Annotated in this window: 19 protein-coding genes; all 19 read left to right on the top strand. The window is 65.9% G+C overall.

All coding sequences use genetic code 11. The features are described 5' to 3' along the window. The first annotated feature begins 160 nt into the window (after positions 1 to 160). The 19 genes from mraZ to AC1MB9_RS08065 all read left to right on the top strand — a co-directional run bounded on the left by mraZ (position 161) and on the right by AC1MB9_RS08065 (position 19,722). On the top strand, positions 161 to 592 hold the full coding sequence (gene mraZ, locus AC1MB9_RS08155; protein ID WP_479964507.1) for a division/cell wall cluster transcriptional repressor MraZ: 432 nt from the start codon (positions 161 to 163) through the stop codon (positions 590 to 592). Positions 593 to 689: 97 nt separating this feature from the next. Continuing rightward, complete coding sequence (gene rsmH / locus AC1MB9_RS08150) at positions 690 to 1,640, top strand: 16S rRNA (cytosine(1402)-N(4))-methyltransferase RsmH (protein WP_479964506.1); 951 nt, start codon at positions 690 to 692, stop codon at positions 1,638 to 1,640. Beyond that, complete coding sequence (gene ftsL / locus AC1MB9_RS08145; RefSeq protein ID WP_479964505.1) at positions 1,640 to 2,224, top strand: cell division protein FtsL; 585 nt, start codon at positions 1,640 to 1,642, stop codon at positions 2,222 to 2,224. Before rsmH ends, ftsL begins: the two co-directional genes overlap by 1 nt. A 27-nt stretch (positions 2,225 to 2,251) precedes the next feature. Further along, the gene (locus tag AC1MB9_RS08140; protein WP_479964504.1) at positions 2,252 to 4,060 is read left to right on the top strand and encodes a peptidoglycan D,D-transpeptidase FtsI family protein; all 1,809 of its coding nucleotides are present in this window, start codon (positions 2,252 to 2,254) and stop codon (positions 4,058 to 4,060) included. Positions 4,061 to 4,073: 13 nt separating this feature from the next. Next, positions 4,074 to 5,618: a Mur ligase family protein gene (locus tag AC1MB9_RS08135; RefSeq protein WP_479964503.1), complete on the top strand. Its 1,545-nt coding sequence runs from the start codon at positions 4,074 to 4,076 to the stop codon at positions 5,616 to 5,618. Further along, positions 5,619 to 7,031, top strand: a complete 1,413-nt coding sequence (locus AC1MB9_RS08130; RefSeq protein ID WP_479964502.1) for a UDP-N-acetylmuramoyl-tripeptide--D-alanyl-D-alanine ligase — start codon at positions 5,619 to 5,621, stop codon at positions 7,029 to 7,031. It abuts the gene before it with no gap. Further along, positions 7,028 to 8,134, top strand: coding sequence for a phospho-N-acetylmuramoyl-pentapeptide-transferase (gene mraY / locus AC1MB9_RS08125; protein WP_479964501.1), 1,107 nt, complete (start codon positions 7,028 to 7,030; stop codon positions 8,132 to 8,134). The genes AC1MB9_RS08130 and mraY overlap by 4 nt, the downstream gene beginning before the upstream one ends. Continuing rightward, complete coding sequence (murD, locus tag AC1MB9_RS08120; protein ID WP_479964500.1) at positions 8,131 to 9,636, top strand: UDP-N-acetylmuramoyl-L-alanine--D-glutamate ligase; 1,506 nt, start codon at positions 8,131 to 8,133, stop codon at positions 9,634 to 9,636. The genes mraY and murD overlap by 4 nt, the downstream gene beginning before the upstream one ends. 2 nt (positions 9,637 to 9,638) lie before the next feature. Continuing rightward, positions 9,639 to 10,880 carry a putative lipid II flippase FtsW gene (gene ftsW, locus AC1MB9_RS08115; protein WP_479964499.1) on the top strand — a complete coding sequence of 414 codons (1,242 nt, stop codon included), beginning with the start codon at positions 9,639 to 9,641 and terminating at the stop codon, positions 10,878 to 10,880. Further along, the gene (locus AC1MB9_RS08110; RefSeq protein ID WP_479964498.1) at positions 10,877 to 11,944 is read left to right on the top strand and encodes a UDP-N-acetylglucosamine--N-acetylmuramyl-(pentapeptide) pyrophosphoryl-undecaprenol N-acetylglucosamine transferase; all 1,068 of its coding nucleotides are present in this window, start codon (positions 10,877 to 10,879) and stop codon (positions 11,942 to 11,944) included. The genes ftsW and AC1MB9_RS08110 overlap by 4 nt, the downstream gene beginning before the upstream one ends. 98 nt (positions 11,945 to 12,042) lie before the next feature. After that, positions 12,043 to 13,440 carry a UDP-N-acetylmuramate--L-alanine ligase gene (murC, locus tag AC1MB9_RS08105; RefSeq protein WP_479964497.1) on the top strand — a complete coding sequence of 466 codons (1,398 nt, stop codon included), beginning with the start codon at positions 12,043 to 12,045 and terminating at the stop codon, positions 13,438 to 13,440. 157 nt (positions 13,441 to 13,597) lie between these two features. Further along, the gene (locus AC1MB9_RS08100; RefSeq protein ID WP_479964496.1) at positions 13,598 to 14,440 is read left to right on the top strand and encodes a cell division protein FtsQ/DivIB; all 843 of its coding nucleotides are present in this window, start codon (positions 13,598 to 13,600) and stop codon (positions 14,438 to 14,440) included. Between the two features lie 148 nt (positions 14,441 to 14,588). After that, entirely contained in the window at positions 14,589 to 15,785 is a 1,197-nt protein-coding gene (gene ftsZ / locus AC1MB9_RS08095) for a cell division protein FtsZ (protein ID WP_479964495.1), read from the top strand. Beyond that, positions 15,754 to 16,557: a YggS family pyridoxal phosphate-dependent enzyme gene (locus AC1MB9_RS08090; protein ID WP_479964494.1), complete on the top strand. Its 804-nt coding sequence runs from the start codon at positions 15,754 to 15,756 to the stop codon at positions 16,555 to 16,557. The genes ftsZ and AC1MB9_RS08090 overlap by 32 nt, the downstream gene beginning before the upstream one ends. Next, positions 16,550 to 17,083: a cell division protein SepF gene (locus AC1MB9_RS08085; RefSeq protein WP_479964493.1), complete on the top strand. Its 534-nt coding sequence runs from the start codon at positions 16,550 to 16,552 to the stop codon at positions 17,081 to 17,083. Before AC1MB9_RS08090 ends, AC1MB9_RS08085 begins: the two co-directional genes overlap by 8 nt. Positions 17,084 to 17,091: 8 nt before the next feature. Further along, a complete protein-coding gene (locus AC1MB9_RS08080; protein WP_479964492.1) occupies positions 17,092 to 17,385 on the top strand; it encodes a YggT family protein in 294 nt (97 codons plus the stop codon). Between the two features lie 168 nt (positions 17,386 to 17,553). Next, complete coding sequence (locus AC1MB9_RS08075; protein ID WP_479964491.1) at positions 17,554 to 18,177, top strand: DivIVA domain-containing protein; 624 nt, start codon at positions 17,554 to 17,556, stop codon at positions 18,175 to 18,177. Positions 18,178 to 18,181: 4 nt separating this feature from the next. Continuing rightward, positions 18,182 to 18,799, top strand: coding sequence for a signal peptidase II (gene lspA, locus AC1MB9_RS08070; protein WP_479964490.1), 618 nt, complete (start codon positions 18,182 to 18,184; stop codon positions 18,797 to 18,799). Beyond that, a complete protein-coding gene (locus tag AC1MB9_RS08065) occupies positions 18,796 to 19,722 on the top strand; it encodes an RluA family pseudouridine synthase (RefSeq protein ID WP_479964489.1) in 927 nt (308 codons plus the stop codon). The genes lspA and AC1MB9_RS08065 overlap by 4 nt, the downstream gene beginning before the upstream one ends. The last annotated feature ends 3 nt before the right edge of the window (positions 19,723 to 19,725 follow it).

Genomic DNA, 19,725 nt, shown 5'->3' with positions numbered 1-19,725 from the left:
CGATGAACGGATCTCTTTTTCCTCCACTCGCCGATCCCTTATTTTTCTTGGCATGCACCGCAAGAAAAGTGGAAGATGTGGGAATATTCCGGATTTTGTGGTTGAGAGTGGAGTAAAGTGGAGCAACACCTGAATCCGGCCGGAAGAGAAGGGGTGATGCATGTTTCTTGGCACCTACGCCCCCAAGCTCGACGAGAAGGGACGCATCATCCTTCCCGCAAAATTCAGGGACGAGATGTCGACGGGTCTGGTGATGACCCGCGGCCAGGAACACTGCATCTACGTCTTCAGCTCCCGGGAGTTTGAAGACCTGCACGACAAGATCCGTCAGGCACCGGTCACCAGCAAGCAGGCACGCGACTACCTGCGCGTCTTTCTTTCCGGAGCCAGCTCCGAGACACCCGACAAACAGCATCGGGTCACCATTCCAGCCAATCTCCGCTCCTATGCGGGACTCGACCGCGAACTCACCGTTATCGGTGCCGGCAGCCGAGTAGAGATTTGGGACAGCGAGGCCTGGGCCAGCTATCTGGCCGAGCAGGAAACCTCATACGCCAACACGACGGAGGAGGTGATTCCGGGACTTTTCTAGCCCCTGGCGCCTGACTCCCAGCCGTTCGCCCTGACACACTTCCCCGGTGCCAGGACAGAATGGATGGGGATCAGGCGGCAGGGACCAGCCCGGCATTATGGCCATAGACGACATCCACACCCCAGTCCTGCTCGAACGGTGCATCGAGTTACTCGCCCCGGCGCTGACACCTCCCGGGGCGGTTCTCGTTGACGCGACCCTCGGCATGGCCGGACACGCCGAGGCGTTTCTGCAGCGCTTTCCCGAGCTCACGCTCGTGGGCCTCGACCGTGATCCCGAAGCCCTCGCCATTGCGCGAGAGCGTCTCGCTCCCTTCGGCGACCGCGTGCACCTCGTCCACACCGTGTACGACGGGATCGGTGACGCCCTCACGGAACTCGGCATTCCGGAGGTCCAGGGGGTGCTGTTCGACCTCGGCGTCTCGTCTCTTCAGATCGACCGGGTCGAGCGCGGCTTCTCCTACTCCAAGGACGCGCCGCTCGACATGCGGATGGACAACACCTCGGACCTGACCGCCGAAGTCATCCTCGCCACCTACAGCGAGCCGGATTTGCGCCGCATCTTCCAGGACTACGGCGAGGAGAAACTCGCTGCCCGCTACGCCAAGGCCATCGTCACGGCGCGGGAGGCCACTCCGTTCATCCGTTCCTCCCAGCTCGTCGAGGTGATCACTGCGGCCACCCCGGTCGTGGTGCAGCGCATGGGGCACCCGGCCAAGCGGGTTTTCCAGGCGCTCCGGATCGAGGTCAACCAGGAACTCTCGGTGCTGGAACGGGCGATCCCCGCGGCGCTGGACGCGATCACCGTCGGCGGACGAATCGTCGTGATGGCCTACCAATCCCTCGAAGACCGCATCGTCAAGCGGGCACTGGCGGGCGCCTCCGGGTCCACGGCGCCAGCCGGGCTTCCGGTGGAGCTTCCCGAACACCGGCCCGTCTTCAAACTTCTCGTTCGCGGCGCTGAACTCGCGTCCGACGATGAAAAAGCGGAAAACCCGCGAGCAACACCCGTGCGGCTGCGTGCCGCTGAGCGTTTGAGGAGGGCCTGATGAGCGACAACCTTGCACGAGTGCCACAGGCGGGTGCTCCGCAGCGTTCGACGGAACACGCCGAGGAGCACCGCCGGTTTCAGATTGTGTCCCCGTCGGCCGGGCGTCGCTCCCGCCCGCGCATCGCGTACGCGCTCACGGCCATTGCCGGGGTCGGCGCCATCATCGTCGCGCAGCTGCTGCTGAGCGTGGGCATTTCGCAGGGCGCCTACGAGATCTCGGCGCTGCAATCCAGCCAGGCCGAACTGAGCCGAACCGAGGCCAGCGTGAACGAAGACCTCGTGCAGGTGTCATCGCCGCAGAGCCTCGCGGCCAATGCCGCGGCCCTCGGCCTGGTCACCAACTCCAACCCGGTGTATCTGCGGCTCTCCGACGGTGCCGTTCTGGGAGCTCCCAGCTCCGCCTCAGGTTCACAGGCGACTTCGGCGAGCCTCGTTCCAAACTCCCTCCTCGGGGATAACATCGTGCTCAGCCAGCTGCCCGCAGGCGCGGCCGGAACCGACGTGAACGGTGCGGCTGCCGCAGTTGCCGTGACGAGTGCACCCGTGATTCCCGCGGGCCTGCCATCGCCCACGACCCGCTAGTGCTCAGGCCGAGGTAAGGATTTGACCGTGTCGAAGAAAGCCGTCCCGACCAGGCCGCACACCACCCGGTCGGCTCGGCGACGGGTCGCGGCCACGGTCGTCGTGCTGTTCATCATCATGTCGGTGTTCGTCGGTCGGCTCGTCGACATCCAGGTCGTGCGTGCCGAGGCGCTCACCGCCGACTCCGTCGGCAACCGTTCGGTCGACCAGACCGTGTACGGGACGCGCGGGGCAATCGTCACCGAAGGCGGGGTGGTGCTCGCCGAATCCGTGATGCGCTACGACATCACCGTGTCACCCAAGAACGTGGGGGAATTCACGCGCGCGATTGAGGACAGCGACGAGCGGGCGACGGTCACGGTCGCGCAGGCATCCGCCGAACTGGGAGCCATCACCGGCCAGACCGGCGACGCGATCCAGCTCATCATCTCCGACGCCCTCGCCGCCAACGCCGAATCGGATTTCGCCTACATCGCCAAGCAGGTCGACGTTGACGCCCTCCGCGCCATCAACAAGCTCGACATCCCCTGGTTGTACCCGCGGACACACCCCAGCCGGGTCTACCCGAACGGTGCCGTTGCCGGAAACCTGGTCGGATTCGTGTCGGGGGAGGGCACCGCACAGGCCGGTCTCGAACGAGGGCAGGATGCCTGCCTCGCCAGTGAAGACGGCACGGAAACGTACCAGAAGGGAGCCGATGGCGTTCGGATCCCCGGGAGCAGCATTACCACCAAGGAAGCGGTCGACGGCGGTGACGTCATCACGACCATCGACTCGGACCTGCAATTCTTCGTACAGCAGACCCTCGCCGCTCGGGCGCAGGAAACGGGCGCAGCGTGGGGCACGGCCGTCGTGCAGGACGCCAAGACAGGCAAGCTCCTCGCCGTGGCGGACTATCCCTCCGTCGACCCCAACAACATCGGCGGCACCGCCGACCCCAACGATCGCGGTTCCCGTGCCTTCAGGGCGTCATTCGAACCCGGATCAACCCTGAAGGCCCTCACCGCCGCATCCGTTCTCGACGCCGGCGTGGCCGATCTGAACACCCAGGTGCTGGCGCCGTATCGCTACCTGCCGTCGAACGGCGCCAACATCAACGACAGCCACCAGCACCCCGACCAGCAGATGACGATGACGGACGTGCTGATCGATTCGTCGAACACGGGCATGTCCAAATTCGGCGAAATGCTTACGAACAAGCAGCGCTACGACTACCTGACGAAGTTCGGTGTGGGAACGGCCACCGGCGCCGGATTCCCGGGGGAAGACGGCGGAATCCTGCACCCGTACCAGGACTGGGACGCCCAGACCGCGTACGCCACCATGTTCGGTCAGGGCCTCACGACCACCGCCCTGCAGGTCGCCAGCGTCTACCAAACGATAGCCAACGACGGCGTGCGGATGCCCGTGCAACTCCTGGCAGGCTGCCGACACGCCGACGGCACGATCACCGGCCAGCCGGAGCCGGAGGGAAACCGGGTTCTCTCCGAGAAGGCCGCGAACGAAACCTCCGAGGTTCTCGAAATGGTCTACAACAACAGCTGGGTGAGCGGCGTGTGGAACATCCCCGGCTACCGTGTCGCGGCGAAAACCGGAACGGCGCAGATGCCGGACGGCCACGGAGGCTACTCCACGGGCTACCTCGTGTCGGTCTCGGGCTTCGCTCCCGCGGACGATCCGGAGTTCGTCGTCTCGGTCAGCCTGGCTGACCCTGTTAAAATGAATACGTCCGCTGCACCCGCCCCGATCTTTCAAGAGGTCATGAGCCAGGTGTTGAAAAAGTACCGGGCGGTGCCCTCGGGCGTTCCAGCCCCTGACCTCCCCACCGCCCAGTAAGAAAGTGAGCCCCGTGACCAACCCGGTACCCTCGGCTCTCCGTCCCCAGCATCCCGTTCCGCGGTCGTTGTCGGGACTAGTCGATGAATTCAATCTTGAAGCGCGTGGCACCCTCGCCGACGTCACCGTCACCGGCGTGAGCCTCAGCTCGCGCACGGTGCAGCCCGGGGACCTCTACGTCGGGGTGGCCGGCCAGCACAGCCACGGCGCGTCCTACGCCGCCGCCGCCCGCGACGCGGGCGCCGTCGCCGTGTTGACAGACGAAGCGGGCGCGGACCTCGCCGCCGGGAGCGGCCTGCCGATCATCGTCACCGAGAACGCTCGTGCCGCGCTGGGCACGGTGGCGGCGTGGATCTATCGCACCGAGGACAACCCCGCGACGCTCTTTGCCGTCACCGGAACGAACGGCAAAACCAGTGTGGTGTACCTGTTATTCGGCATCCTGAACCAGCTCGGGGTGACGTCCGGTCTGACATCCACGGCCGAACGCCGCATCGGCGACCTGGCCGTCACGAGCTCACTCACCACGCCGGAGGCCAGCGAACTGCACGCGCTGCTCGCGCGAATGCGCGAGGCGGAGGTGCGCGCCGTCGGCATAGAGGTCTCGGCGCAGGCGCTCAGCCGACACCGCGTCGACGGCCTCGTCTTCGACGTGGCCGGGTTCACGAACCTCAGCCACGACCACCTCGACGACTACGCGGCCATGGACGACTACTTCAGGGCCAAGCTCGAACTCTTCACCCCCGATCGCTCCAAACGCGGTGTCGTCACCGTCGACTCGCCCTGGGGCCGACGCCTCGTCGACGAGTGCCGTATCCCCGTGACGACGATCAGCAACCAGGCGGATGTCCCCGCCGACTGGCGCATGAGCGTCGTGGGCGAAAATGCCGCCTACACCGAATTCGTGCTGGAAGGCCCCGAGGGGCGCCGGCTGCAGACCCGCGTACCCCTCATGGGCTGGTACATGGCCGCCAATGCCGCGCTGGCCATCGTCATGCTCGTGGAGTCGGGCTTCGACCTCGACCGGATCGCCCATGCCCTGGAGCGCGACGGCGGCATCGACGCATACATTCCCGGGCGCGCCGAGCTCATCTCCGGATCCACCGGACCGCTCGTGTATGTGGACTACGGGCACAGCCCCGACGCGTTCCTGAACACGCTGGCCGCCATTCGAAAGTTCACGCCCGGACGCCTGATCATGCTGTTCGGCGCCGATGGCGACCGCGACGCGACCAAGCGCGCCGACATGGGTGCCATTGCCGCCCGCGGCGCCGACGTCGTCGTCGTGACCGACTTTCATCCCCGCTTCGAAGACCCGGCGAGCATCCGCGCGGCGCTGCTGGACGCGGCCCGCGCGGCCGTTCCCGACGGTGAATTCTACGAAGTCGCCAATCCGCAGGCGGCCTTCCGCCAGGCGCTGGCGCTTGCCGGGGAAGGCGATGCGATCCTGTACGCTGGCCCCGGCCACGAAAACTACCATGAGGTTGCCGGTGTCAAAATTCCGTATTCAGCTCGTGACGATTCTCGCCAGGCGCTCCGTGATGCGGGGTGGCTGTAAATGATCGCCCTGTCCCTGCGCGACATCGCCGACAGCGTCGATGGTGCGCTCCACCTTCCCGCGGGGCAAACTGACCCCAACGCCCTCGTCAGTGGAAGCGTACAAACCGACTCCCGTGAGGTGCAACAGGGCTCGATCTTCGTCGCCAAGCCCGGGGAGACCACCGACGGGCACCTCTTCGCCCCGACGGCGGTGGAGCGCGGTGCCGCGCTTCTGCTCGTCGAACGCCTGCTCGACCTTCCCGTGGCCCAGATCGTGGTCGCCGACGTGGTCCTGGCTCTCGGAGCGCTCGCGTCGACCGTCGTCGCCCGGGTGCGCGCGGACGGCCGGCTCAAGGTCGTCGCCGTCACCGGATCCAACGGCAAGACCACCACCAAGAACCTGCTGCGCGAAATACTCGAACGAGTCGGTCCGACCGTGGCCGCCCGGGGATCCTTCAACAATCAGGTCGGCGCCCCGATGACCATGCTCGAGGTCACCCACGACACGACGTACCTCGTGGTGGAAATGGGTGCAAGCTCCGTCGGTGCGATCGCCCGCCTCGTCGGGCTCGTTCGACCCGATATCGGTATCGTGCTCTCGGTCGGCCTGGCACACGCCGGCGAATTCGGGGATATCGACGCGACGGTGCGCGCCAAATCCGAGATGGTCACCGAGCTGCTGCCCGCTGACGTTGCCGTGCTGAACGCCGACGACCCCCGCGTCGCCCGGATGAGCGAGAAGACCGGCGCCCGCGTCGTCTACTTCGGCCAGTACGGCCAGGCGACCGTACGTGCGACCGACGTGCGCGTCAGTCGCGCCGGAACAACCTTCGTACTGCACCTCGCCTCCGGCGAATCAAGCCCGGTGACATTCCGGGTTCTCGGCGAACACCACGTCATGAACGCACTGGCGGCCGCCGCGGTCGCCGACGTGCTCGGTGTTCCGCTGGCCGTGATCGTCGCCGGTCTGGAATCCGTGCAGCGGGCCGAACGCTGGCGCATGGAGGTACTGGGCGGACGCGACAACGTCACGGTCATCAACGACGCCTACAACGCGAGCCCGGACTCGATGACGGCGGCGCTCAAGACGCTCGCGCAGATCGCCGACCCCGGCAGCCGCACCATCGCCGTGCTGGGCGAAATGGCCGAACTCGGCGCGCTCTCCGGGGACGAGCATGACCGCATCGGGCTGCTCGCCGTTCGCCTGAACATTTCACAGGTCGTCGTCGTCGGACCGCGTGCGCGGCGCATGCACATCAGTACCATTAATGAGGGATCGTGGGACGGTGAATCCGCCTACGTCGACACGGCGGACGAGGCCTTCGAGCTGCTCGGCACCCTCGTGCATCCTGGCGACACCGTACTGGTGAAGTCATCAAACTCCGCGGGACTGCGTTTCCTGGGTGACCGGTTGGGAGACCTTTTCTCGTGAGAGCACTACTGCTGGCCGGCGCCTTGTCGCTCGCCTTCACCCTTTTTCTGACACCGCTGTTCATCCGGCTGTTCCACAAGCTCGGCTGGGGACAGTTCATCCGCGACGACGGCCCCAAAAGCCACCACGCGAAACGCGGTACCGCCACCATGGGCGGCATCATCCTCATCTTCGGCGTGGTGATCAGTTTCTTCACCGCCAAGCTCAGCCAAGGGGAGCCGATCACGGCCTCCCCGCTGCTCGTGCTGTTCATGATGGTCGGCCTCGGCCTCGTCGGCTTCGTCGACGACTTTCTCAAGACCCGCAACCAGCGCAGCCTGGGACTCGGCGGCTGGTCCAAGATCGCCGGCCAGGTCATCGTGGCCGGAGTGTTCGCGTGGCTGTCCCTGCAATTCCCGAACCGGAATGGCCTGACCCCGGCGTCAACGCACATCTCATTCATCCGCGATACGTCCCTGGATTTCATGGACCTCGGCGTGATCGTCGGACTGATCGTGTTCATCGTCTGGATCTGCCTCATCGTCGCCGCCACGTCCAACAGCGTCAACGTCACGGACGGCCTCGACGGGCTCGCCACGGGCTCGTCGATCCTGGCCATCGGATCGTTCATCGTGATCGGATTCTGGCAGTTCAACCAGTCCTGTTTCAGCGGCGGTTCCGACTCCACCGACCTGTATCGGTGTTACGAAATTCGTGATCCCCTGGATCTTGCCGTCGTGTCCGCCGCCATCGTCGGCGGTTTGATCGGGTTCCTGTGGTGGAATACGTCTCCGGCCAAGATTTTCCTCGGCGATACCGGGTCACTCGCCATCGGTGGCGCCCTCGCCGCCCTCGCCGTGCTCAGCCGCACCGAGCTGCTCCTCGTGCTCATCGGCGGCCTCTTCGTGATCGAGTCCGGCTCCGTCATCGTGCAACGTGCCTACTTCAAGATCACCCGGGGAAAGCGCATCTTCCTGATGAGCCCCATTCATCACCACTTCGAGCTCAAGGGCTGGGCGGAGGTCACGGTCGTCGTGCGCTTCTGGATCATCGGCGGCCTGCTCGTCGCCGCCGGCGTGGGAACGTTCTACCTCGAGTGGCTGTCGGCGGTTCCGACCCGATGAGCGACGCATCTGCACCCGGCGTCCCGGTGAGCCGCCTTGACGGGCTCACAAGCTGGCACGCCGACTGGTCCGGCCTGCGCGTGGCCGTGCTGGGACTCGGCGTGACCGGTTTCGCCGCCGCCGATACCCTGGCCGAGCTCGGTGCCGATGTTCTCGTGGTCGCAGCGAGCGGTCCCGACGAACGAGCGCAGCTCCTGAACGTGCTCGGCGTTGCCCTCGTGCAGTCCGACCTCACCGAGGTGCCCGCCGAACTCGCGGCGCACCGGGCGGACCTGATCATCGTTTCCCCCGGCTTCCACCCCGACCATGCGCTCCTCAACTGGGCGCGCGCGCAGGGCATCGCGGTATGGGGCGACATCGAACTGGCCTGGCGGCTGCGCGACAAGGTGGGAATCCCCGCCGAGTGGCTGCTCGTGACGGGTACCAACGGCAAGACCACGACCGTGCAGCTCGCGGCGACGATGCTCGCCGCCGCCGGCCACAGGGTCGCACCCTGCGGCAACATCGGCGTGCCGGTGCTCGACGCAATCCGGGACCCGCAGGGCTGGGATGTACTTGTCGTCGAGCTCTCGAGCTACCAGCTGCACCACCTGCCCCGCACCGGTCCCGGAGCGCTCGCGCCCTGGTCGAGTGTCTGCCTGAACGTGGCCGACGACCACCTGGACTGGCACGGCTCCGCCGAGGCCTACCGCGAGGCGAAAGCCACGGTCTACTTCAACACCGGCGTCGCCTGCATCTACAACAAGGCCGATGCCGCGACACTGCGCATGGTCGAGAACGCCGAGGTTCAGGAAGGGGCACGGGCCATCGGCTTCGGCCTCGGAGTTCCGGGCCCGAGCGAGCTGGGAATCGTCGACGGCATCCTCTGCGACCGGGCGTTCCTTGACGACCGTTTCGAGCGTGCCCTGGAATTTGCCACCGTCGCAGAGCTGGCCGATGCAGGCCTCTCCGCCCCACACGTCGTCGCCGACGTGCTGGCCGCGAGCGCTCTCGCCCGTTCCTTCGGGGTCGACCCGGAGACCGTGCGCGCCGCGCTCGCGTCGTTCCACCTCGACGCCCACCGGATCGAGGTGGTGGCCCTGCACGAGGGCATCCACTGGATCGACGATTCCAAGGCCACCAACCCGCACGCCGCCGATGCCTCGCTGGCGTCGTTCGACTCCGTGGTCTGGCTCGTCGGCGGCCTGCTCAAGGGCGTGAACGTCGATGAGCTGGTGCAGAAGCACGCCTCTCGCTTGCGCGGGGCCGTCATCATCGGCGTCGACCGGCTGGCCCTGCGGGACGCATTTGCGCGACACGCGCCGCTGGTGCCGGTCTTCGAGGTCGAGTCGGACGACACTGAACAGGTCATGCCGGGTGCGGTGAGGTTCGCCGCAAGCGTGGCCCGGTCTGGTGACGTGGTGCTGCTCGCCCCGGCGGCGGCATCCATGGATCAGTTCAACAGTTACGCGGCGCGAGGCCAGGCCTTCAACCAGGCCGTTCATCAATTTCTGGGGAGGTGAGCATGCCCACAATCCCACGCACGCGGTCGCCGCGGACTCCGGCATCCCCGACAGCGCCGCAACCCCATGACGGGAACGCCATGGGAGCCTCGGTACGCATCAGCGTCGGTCGGGTCTTCAAGTCGGAGTCCACGAACTATTTCCTGCTGCTCGGCACGACGATATTTCTGGTGGCCTTCGGGCTCGTCATGGTGCTCTCCTCCTCGTCCGTCGACTCCTACCTGGCCGACGCCGGTTTCTTCGGCGGTCTGATCCGTCAGGGCGGGTTCGCACTGATCGGCGTGCCCCTCATGCTCGTGGCCAGCCTGATGCCGATTACGTTCTGGAAGCGTGTGGCCTGGCCCGCGCTTCTCATCGCATCGTTCCTGCAGTGCCTCGTGGTGTTCACCCCCATGGGGTACACGATCGCCGGGAACACCAACTGGTTGTCCATCGGTGGAATCCAGTTCCAGCCGTCTGAGGGCATCAAGATGGCCCTCGTCGTGTGGCTCGGCATGATCCTGGAACAGAAGAAGGACCGCCTCGACGACTGGCGCCACATCTTCATTCCCGTGTTCGGTGTCGGCGGCGGCTCCGTGCTGCTCGTCATGATCGGCGGAGACCTCGGAACGGTCATGATCATGGCCGGGCTCTTGTTCGGTGCGCTGTTCTTCGCCGGCGTGAAGCTGCGGCTGCTCGCCGTGCCCGTCGCGGTCGGCGTGGTGGGAGCGCTCATCCTCGCCCTGACCAGCAGCAACCGGCTCACCCGCATCATGAGCTTCGTCAACGACGGCTGCGACACACTCAGCGGACCCATATCTGACAGCTGCTGGCAGCCGCTGCACGGCACCTGGGCCCTCGCCAACGGCGGTATTCTCGGCGTGGGACTCGGCAACTCGAAGGCCAAATGGTCCTGGCTCCCGGCCGCCGACAACGACTACATTTTCGCCATCATCGGTGAAGAACTCGGACTCATCGGCGCCATCGTCGTGCTGTGCATGTTCGTTCTGCTGGCCTTTGCGTTTCTTCGGGTGATGCGCGCCAGCACGAGCGTCATGGCCCGGATCACGACGGCCGCCGTCATGGTGTGGATCATCGGCCAGGCGCTCGTGAACATCGGCGTCGTGCTCGGGGTGTTCCCCGTGCTCGGCGTTCCACTACCGCTCATTTCAGCCGGCGGCACCGCCCTGATGACCACACTCGTGGCGATAGGGATCGTGTTGTCCTTCGCCAGAGGCCAGCACGCAGGGAGTTCCGCCACATGACCACCTACCTTCTCGCCGGCGGCGGAACCGCGGGCCACGTCAATCCGCTGCTCGCCATCGCGGACGCCCTGCGCGCCCGCGAACCGGACGCCGTCATCATCGCCCTCGGCACGAGCGAAGGGCTCGAGGCTCGGCTCGTTCCGGCGCGCGGCTACGAACTCGCCGTTGTGCCTCGAGTCCCGTTTCCCCGTCGGTTGAACCGGCAGACGCTGACCTTCCCGGCTCGGTTCAACGCGGCCGTGACCGGCGTGTCCGACCTCATCCGCTCGCGCGGCGTCGACGTTGTCGTGGGCTTCGGTGGATTCGTGTCGACCCCCGCGTATCTGGCGGCTCGACGCCGCGGCGTGCCCATCGTCATCCACGAGGCGAATGCGAAGCCCGGACTGGCCAATAAGCTTGGGGCCCTGTTCACGTCGAAGGTGGGCGTCGCCTTCTCCGGTACCCGGATTCGGCACGGACATTTTGTGGGGATGCCGCTGCGGCCCGAGATCGAACGACTCGACCGGGCGGCAGTGCGCCCCGAGGCGCACGCTTTCTTCGGTCTGGACCACGGGCGTCAGACGCTCCTCGTCACCGGCGGCTCCCTCGGCGCCCGGCGACTCAACAACACGATTCTCGAGTCCGCCCCCGCGCTGGTCGCCGCCGGATGGCAGGTGCTGCACATTCAGGGCGATCGCGGCGAAGTGGTCGATCCGAAGCTCGACCACTACCGACTGATCGACTACTGCGACCGGATGGATCTCGCCCTGGCCGCCGCCGACTTCGCCGTCTCGCGTGCCGGCGCGGCGACCGTCAGCGAACTGTGCGCCCTCGGGATCCCCGCCGCGTATGTGCCATACCCCGTTGGCAACGGGGAGCAGCGATTCAACGCCGCGGATGCCGTTGCCGCCGGCGGCGCGCTGCTGGTCGACGACGCGGACTTTCTTCCCGCATGGGTGGCGGAGTCGCTCGTGCCGCTCCTCGCCGACACCCGTCGGGTGGAGGCCATGGGCACAGCGGCCGGCTCGGTGGGGATCCGCGACGGATCCGCCCGGATGCTCGAACTCATCTCCCAGAGACCCTGAGCAGCCACCGCTTACGGGGCGCCCGATCACCGCGTAACGTTATACCCGCACCGTCAGTTGTTTCCAGACACACCAAGCCGAGAAGAGCGTAAGCACCCGTGATAAAGCCCGACCTCACTCTCACCATCGGCGATGACCTCGGGGCCGTGCACTTCGTCGGCATCGGTGGTTCGGGCATGAGCGGAATCGCCCGCCTCTTCCTCAGCAAGGGCTACACGGTGACCGGTTCGGACGTACGCGAATCGGACAACGTGCTGGCCCTGCGCAAGCTGGGCGCGCGCGTCGCGATCGGTCATGACGCCGCCAACGTCGGAGACGCCGACACGCTCGTGGTCACGGGCGCGCTGTGGCAGGATAACCCGGAGTATGTACTCGCCCTGGAACGCGGTCTTCCCGTGCTGCACCGCGCGCAGGCGCTCGCGTGGCTCGTGCAGCACCAGCGACTCATCGCCGTCGCCGGAGCGCACGGCAAGACGACATCAACCGGGATGATCGTCACCGGCCTGCTCGGTCTGGGACACGACCCCAGCTTCGTGAACGGCGGCGTGATCGAGTCGCTCGGCGTCAGCTCCGGTGCCGGCACCGACGACCTGTTCGTCGTCGAGGCCGACGAATCCGACGGTTCCTTCCTGCTTTACAACACCAACATCGCCCTCATCACGAACGTCGACCCCGACCACCTCGACCACTACGGTTCGCTCGAGGCCTTCGAGACCGCCTTCGTGGACTTCGCGCACAAGGCCAGCGAGCTCGTCGTGATCTCCTCCGACGACCCGGGCGCGGTGCGGGTCACCGCGGGCTTGTCCGCGGAGCGTGTGATCACGTTCGGTGAGGCGGCCGGAGCCGACGTGCGCGTTCACTCCATCGTCACCGACGGGCCCGTGCGTTTCAGTGTCAACTGGAAGGGCGCCGACTACGAGACCACCCTGCGCATCCCGGGCACGCACAACGCCATCAACGCGGCCGGAGCGTTCGCGGTGCTCGTGGGGCTCGGGCTCGACCCGGCAGGTTCCCTCGCCGCCATCAGCGCGTTCGGCGGCACCCAGCGTCGTTTTGAATTGCACGGCACGGTCGGCGGCGTGAGCGTCTACGACGACTACGCGCATCACCCCACCGAGGTCGCCGCGGCACTCTCCGCGGCCCGCACCGTCGTCGGCGAAGGCCGGATTATCGCCGTGCACCAACCGCACCTGTACAGCCGCACGCGACTGTTCGCGCAGGAATTCGCCGATGCCCTTGAGGCCAACGCGGACCAGACCATCGTGCTCGACGTGTACGGCGCCCGGGAAGACCCCGAGCCCGGTGTCACGGGCGCGCTCGTGGCCGGACGCTTCACAGATCCCGCTCATGTGGCGTTCGTGCCCGACTGGCAGGATGCCGCCGACTACCTCGGCACGATCGCCCGCGCCGGCGATTTCGTGGTCACACTCGGCTGTGGTGACGTGTACCGCATCGTACCCCAGCTGCTCGACGCGCTGCGCGCGACAGACGAATGAGCACACGCCCGGTATGAAGCGACCAGGTAGTTTTGATCGGCCCCCCTCCCCGCCCACGAGTCAGGGCGGGAAGGGGCCCGCAGTCCCTTCCCGACGACAGTCGACCGGTGCCGGCAAACCCGGCTCGCCCCGGGAAGCAAACACCGAACCGATTTCTGTGCCCGCCGAAAACCTCGCTCCCGTGTCGGGTATCCGCTCGAAAAAGACCGGTTCGGCACCGGTGGGAAAGTCCGGGGTGGCCGTGGCCGGCGCGGTGCTTCGGGGTGCCCGGCGGGCCAGAAAACGCTTCGAACGCGCGGAGGTGCGCCGCTTCACCTGGCGGTCCCGCCGTCGGCGCACGATCTGGTTCGTGTCACTCGGCATCAGCGTCGTGCTGCTCGGTGGCGTGATCGCCGCGGCGTACTCTCCGCTCATGGCCCTGCGCACGATTGACGTCGTCGGAACCAACCGTGTCGGTGCCGAGCAGGTCGTCGACGCCCTCGACGATCAGCTCGGCACGCCGCTGCCGCTCATTGACTTCTCGCGCGTGAAGGAGCAGCTCGCCTCGTTCATGCTCATCGAAAGCTTCGTCACCGAGAGCCGTCCGCCGGGGACGCTGGTCGTGCGCATCGTGGAACGCGAGCCGATCGGCGTGATCACAAGCGACACGGGCTTCGACCTGGTGGACGCCGCGGGCGTGCGCATCGACTCATCGGCGGAACGGCCGGAAGGATACCCGCAGATCGAGGCCCCCGACGGGGTGGGCAGCGCCGGATTCCTGGCCGCGGGAGAGGTCGTCCACGCCCTGCCGGAGAGCATTCGATCGGAGCTCGATTCCGTGGCGGCGGTCACGACCGATGACGTCACGCTCACGCTCATCGGGGGAGCCAAGGTGGTCTGGGGGAGTGCGGAACAATCCGATCTCAAGGCCGTCGTGCTCGCCGCACTGATGGTGGGGCATCCGACGGGCAGCGTGAACGAATACGATGTGTCGTCACCCAATAGCGCAGTCTTGCGGTGACATAACAGAATTCTCGCAACACTTCGCGACACGCGGGCGCGCCTCCCCAAGCCGCGCGCTGTCACGCATAACTTCGAAATCAGCAATTGCATACTCAGCATAACTTTAAACTTCGAGTAGAGGTTTAGAGTTCCACCGGAGGCCGGACGTGTCAAACAACCAGAATTATCTAGCGGTCATCAAGGTCGTCGGAATCGGCGGTGGCGGCGTGAACGCCGTCAACCGCATGATCGAGCTCGGTCTCCGCGGAGTCGAGTTCATCGCGATCAATACGGATGCCCAGGCGCTTCTGATGAGTGACGCCGACGTGAAACTGGACGTCGGACGTGACCTCACTCGGGGCCTTGGCGCAGGTGCGGATCCCGAGGTAGGCCGTCGGGCCGCCGAGGACCACGCCGAGGAAATCGAAGAGGCGCTTGCCGGAGCCGACATGGTCTTCGTCACCGCCGGTGAAGGTGGCGGAACCGGAACCGGTGGCGCCCCCGTCGTCGCCCGCATTGCCAAATCCATCGGCGCCCTCACCATCGGTGTTGTCACCAAGCCCTTCGGCTTTGAGGGCAAGCGCCGCCAGGCCCAGGCCGAAACCGGTGTCGCCTCGCTCAAGAACGAGGTCGACACCCTCATCGTCGTGCCGAACGACCGCCTGCTGGAGATCAGCGACCGCGGAATCAGCATGCTCGAGGCCTTCGCCACGGCGGACCAGGTGCTCCTCGCCGGTGTGCAGGGCATCACCGACCTGATCACCACCCCGGGGCTGATCAACCTCGACTTCGCCGACGTGAAGTCGGTCATGCAGGGTGCCGGTTCCGCACTGATGGGGATCGGTTCCGCGCGGGGAGCCGACCGCGCCATCAAGGCCGCAGAGCTCGCGGTGGCATCCCCACTGCTCGAGGCCAGCATTGATGGCGCACACGGCGTGCTGCTGTCCATCCAGGGTGGCTCGAACCTCGGAATTTTCGAGATCAACGACGCCGCGCGCCTCGTGCAGGAAGCCGTACATCCCGAGGCCAACATCATCTTCGGTGCGGTGATCGATGACACCCTCGGCGACGAGGTTCGAGTGACCGTCATCGCGGCCGGATTCGATGGCGGCGAACCGGGTGCCAAGGCAGTCGAGGTCCGCCGAGCCGATCTCGTGGCTGCCGGCGTTGCCGCCGGCTCCGGCGCGGCCGCGTCCGGCGCTCTGTCGGAGGCCGCGTCCTCCACCTCGGGTTCCTTCCCGGACAGCGACGCGACGACATCCGTGTGGTCGCCGGCCGATTCCGCCGCGAGCGGCGCCACCGCGGCCGACCCGGCGTTTGAAGAAGAGTCCGATGACCTGGACATCCCCGATTTCCTCAAGTAACGACGAACGCTCCGAAACCGGGCAGGAGCCGCTTGGCTCGTGCCCGGTTTCGGTTGTCGATCCGGGTCTGTCGACCCGGCTCGACAGCGTGCGTGCCGGCGTCGCGGATGCGGCCCGCACGGCCGGGCGCGACAACGCCGACATCACCACCATCGTCGTCACGAAGTTTCACCCCGCGTCGGTCATCCGAGCTCTCGCCGCGCTGGGCGTGAATGACGTGGGGGAGAACCGGCACCAGGAGGCGCAGGCCAAGGCCGCCGAACTCGCCGACCTCAGCCTCACCTGGCACTTCGTGGGTCAGGTGCAGGGCAAGAAGGCGCGCCAGGTGCGCGCCTACGCGAACGTCATCCACTCCGTGGATCGGGTGTCACTCGTTGATGCCCTGGCCTCACCCGAGTCCTCCGTGGACTGCTTCATCCAGGTGAACCTCACGGATGATCCCGGTCGCGGGGGCGTGGCGCCGCCGGATCTGTCGGCGCTCGTCGATCGGGTGCAGCAGGCGGATGGCCTGAACCTGCTGGGGCTGATGGCCGTGGCCCCGCTCGGCGGAGAACCGCGACGGTCGTTTGCGTACGTTCGTGAGCTCAGTGAGGGCATCCGTGGTGCCGCTCCGCAGGCCACGCGGCTCTCCATGGGCATGAGTCAGGACTACGCCGCGGCCGTACTCGAAGGTGCGACACACCTAAGAATTGGCACGGCAATCACCGGGAAACGCCCGGAACCAGTTAATCTCAACAGAGAAGCACAACAACACGGAGGTCGACATGTCTAACCCGCTCAAGAAAACCATGGTCTACCTGGGTCTGGCAGACGAAGAGCTTGAGTACGAGGCGCCCGCTGCGGCTCGTGTTTCCGCGGTTCCGGCCGCCCCAGCGCATAATGCCGGTCACGCGCCGGCCGAGCGCTCCACTTCGGGCAGTGCGTCGCACAACAACGCCCAGAACACCGGCGGGCGTGCTCCCGTCACCCCCCTGCGAAAGACTTCGACCCCCCAGAATGTGGCTGCGTCAGAAATGAATGAAATCCTTACCGTCCACCCCCGCCAGTACCGCGACGCCCAGATCATCGCCGAGTCGTTCCGTGACGGCATCCCGGTGATCATCAACCTGTCGCAGATGAGCGATGCCGACGCGCGTCGCCTCATCGACTTTGCGAGCGGCCTCTCCCAGGGGCTGTACGGCAAGATCGAACGCGTCACCGCCAAGGTTTTCCTGCTGTCGCCGTCCCACGTGGTCGTGTCCGGCGATACCGCAACTGAAGAATCCGCCGAAGAGGCGTCCTTCTTCGCTCAGGCCTAGTACCGCACGTGGCACTAGTCGGCAACCTCCTGTACTTTGTTTTTCTCCTGTACTTTTTCGTGCTCTGGGGTCGATTCATCATCGACCTCGTTCGCGGGGTGAATCGCGCCTGGCGCCCGCAGGGATTCACGCTCGTTCTCGTCGAAATGGTGTACACGCTCACCGATCCGCCGGTGCGCTTCTTCCGTCGGCTCGTGCCCGCCCTGCGAATCGGCCCGATCGCCTTCGACTTCGGATTCACCCTCACCATGGTGTGCGCCATTGTGGGCATGTCGCTCGCCGGCATTCTGCAGCGACTCTGATCGACACTCACGGCGGCAAATGCCGCTCCCGACACCGGGCCGGGAACGCAACCATGTATTCTTATTCGGTGTCACTCGCGCGAAAGCCTGAGCCATGGCAGCTCGATTAGCTGAGCTGCACACAAACCAACTGTTCGCATAAATATCAAGTTCTAAGGGTGGAAAGCCATGGCGCTAACTCCGGAAGATGTAGTCAATAAGCGGTTCCAGTCGACCAAATTCCGTGAGGGATACGACCAGGACGAGGTTGACGACTTCCTCGACGAGGTCGTCGTCGAGTTGCGTCGCCTGACCCAGGAAAATGAGGAGCTCAAGGCTCGCATCACCGCAGACGGCGGCGTCATCGCCGAAACCGTCAGCGCTCCTGCTGTCGTTGCCGCACCCGAGGTCGTTGTCGAGCCCGTCAAGCCGGTCGAGGAGGCAGCACCTGTTGCCGCCGTCGCGGCAGAGCCCATCGACGAGACCGCCGGCACCACCAACCTGCTGCAGCTGGCTCGCCGCCTGCACGAAGAGCACGTGAAGGAAGGCGCTGAGAAGCGTGACGCCCTCATTGCCGAAGGACACGCCACGGCCGCCCGCGTCATCGCTGAGGCCGAAGCCAAGCAGCGGTCGCAGATGAAGGTCCTCGACGACGAACGTTCGGTTCTCGAAACGAAGATCGAAAGCCTGCGCACGTTCGAGCGCGAATACCGTCTGAAGCTCAAGAGCTACATTGAGGGTCAGCTGCACGACCTCGATGCCACCTCGTCCGTCGGTGCCGGTGTCACGAGCGACTCGAAGTCCAGCTTCTAGGGTTTTGGCGCCTAAGACCCGCACACAGCGCGGTACTCGTGCGCTGATCCTCCTCGCGTTCGTCGCGCTGGGGATCTACGCTCTCGACCAGGTGAGCAAGTACCTCGTCGTGGCCAACATGGCCGAGGGAGAAGTCGTCCGGGTTCTGAACGGTGTGCTGCAACTGCACTTCGTTCGGAACCCGGGTGCGGCGTTTTCCCTCGCCAGTGGGTCGACGTGGATTTTTTCCATCATCGCCGCGGCGGTCGTCGTGTTCATCATCTGGTTTGCGCGGCGCATCCGCTCACTGACGTGGGGGCTCGTCTTCGGGCTGCTGCTCGGTGGCGTGCTCGGTAATCTCACCGATCGTCTCGTGCGCGAGCCGAGTTTCGGTGAAGGCCATGTCGTCGATTTTCTGTCGACGCCGTGGCTTATTCCGGCGATTTACAATGTCGCGGACATGTCGATCGTGACCAGCATGGTCATCTTCATGATCCTGACCATTCGCGGCATCGGTCTCGACGGTGAAAAGATCGTGGACGCCAAGACCGTCACGGCGACGGATGACCCCGCCGGGCCGGAGGCGCATCCGGTCGTTTCAACGCACGACGAACCAAAGCCTCACAGCGGAATTGCCCCATGACGTCCCAGTCTCGATCCCTGCACCTCCCCGACGGACTCGAGGGGGTGCGGGTCGATGCCGGCCTGGCCAAACTGTTCGGGTTTTCCCGAAGCTTTGCCGCCGAAATCTGTGAGCTCGACGGGGTGACCCTCGACGGCTCCGTTGCCGGCAAGTCAGACCGGCTGCATGCCGGCAGCTGGATTGAGGTGAATTGGGAGACGAAGGAACCGGTGCGCATCGTTCCGATCGCCGTTCCCGACCTCACGGTCGTGCATGACGACGACAGCATCGTCGTCATCAACAAACCGGCCGGGGTTGCCGCCCACCCGAGCATCGGATGGAACGGACCGACGGTTCCCGGCGCACTGGCCGCCGCCGGCTACCGCATCGCCACCTCCGGCGCGGCGGAGCGGGCGGGGATCGTGCACCGCCTCGACGTGGGCACCAGCGGCCTCATGGTCGTCGCCAAGTCGGAGATGGCCTACACGGCCCTCAAACGCGCCTTCCACGATCGTGAGGTGGAGAAGATCTACCACGCCGTCGTTCAGGGACACCCCGACCCGCTTGCCGGCACCATCGAAGCGCCGATCGGGCGTCATCCGAGTTCCGCCTGGAAATTCGCCGTGATGAGCGAGGGCAAGCACGCCGTGACGCACTACGAAACGCTTGAGGCGTTTCCCTCGGCCTCTTTGCTCGAAATCCATCTGGAGACGGGCCGCACGCACCAGATTCGTGTGCACATGGCGGCGCAGCGGCATCCGTGCGTGGGTGATGCTATGTACGGTGCGGATCCCAGCATCACCGCGAGGCTCGGCCTCGGCCGCCAGTGGCTGCACGCCAAACAGCTCGCCTTCCACCACCCCGCGACCAACGAGTGGGTCACGTTCAACGCCCCGTACGCGCCCGACCTCGCGCACGGACTGTCCGTACTACGCGGCGACTAACCC

It is taken from the genome of Cryobacterium sp. AP27 (assembly GCF_056680495.1).
Note: the sequence above shows the minus strand (reverse complement) of the source record. Positions and strands in the feature narration are given on the sequence as shown.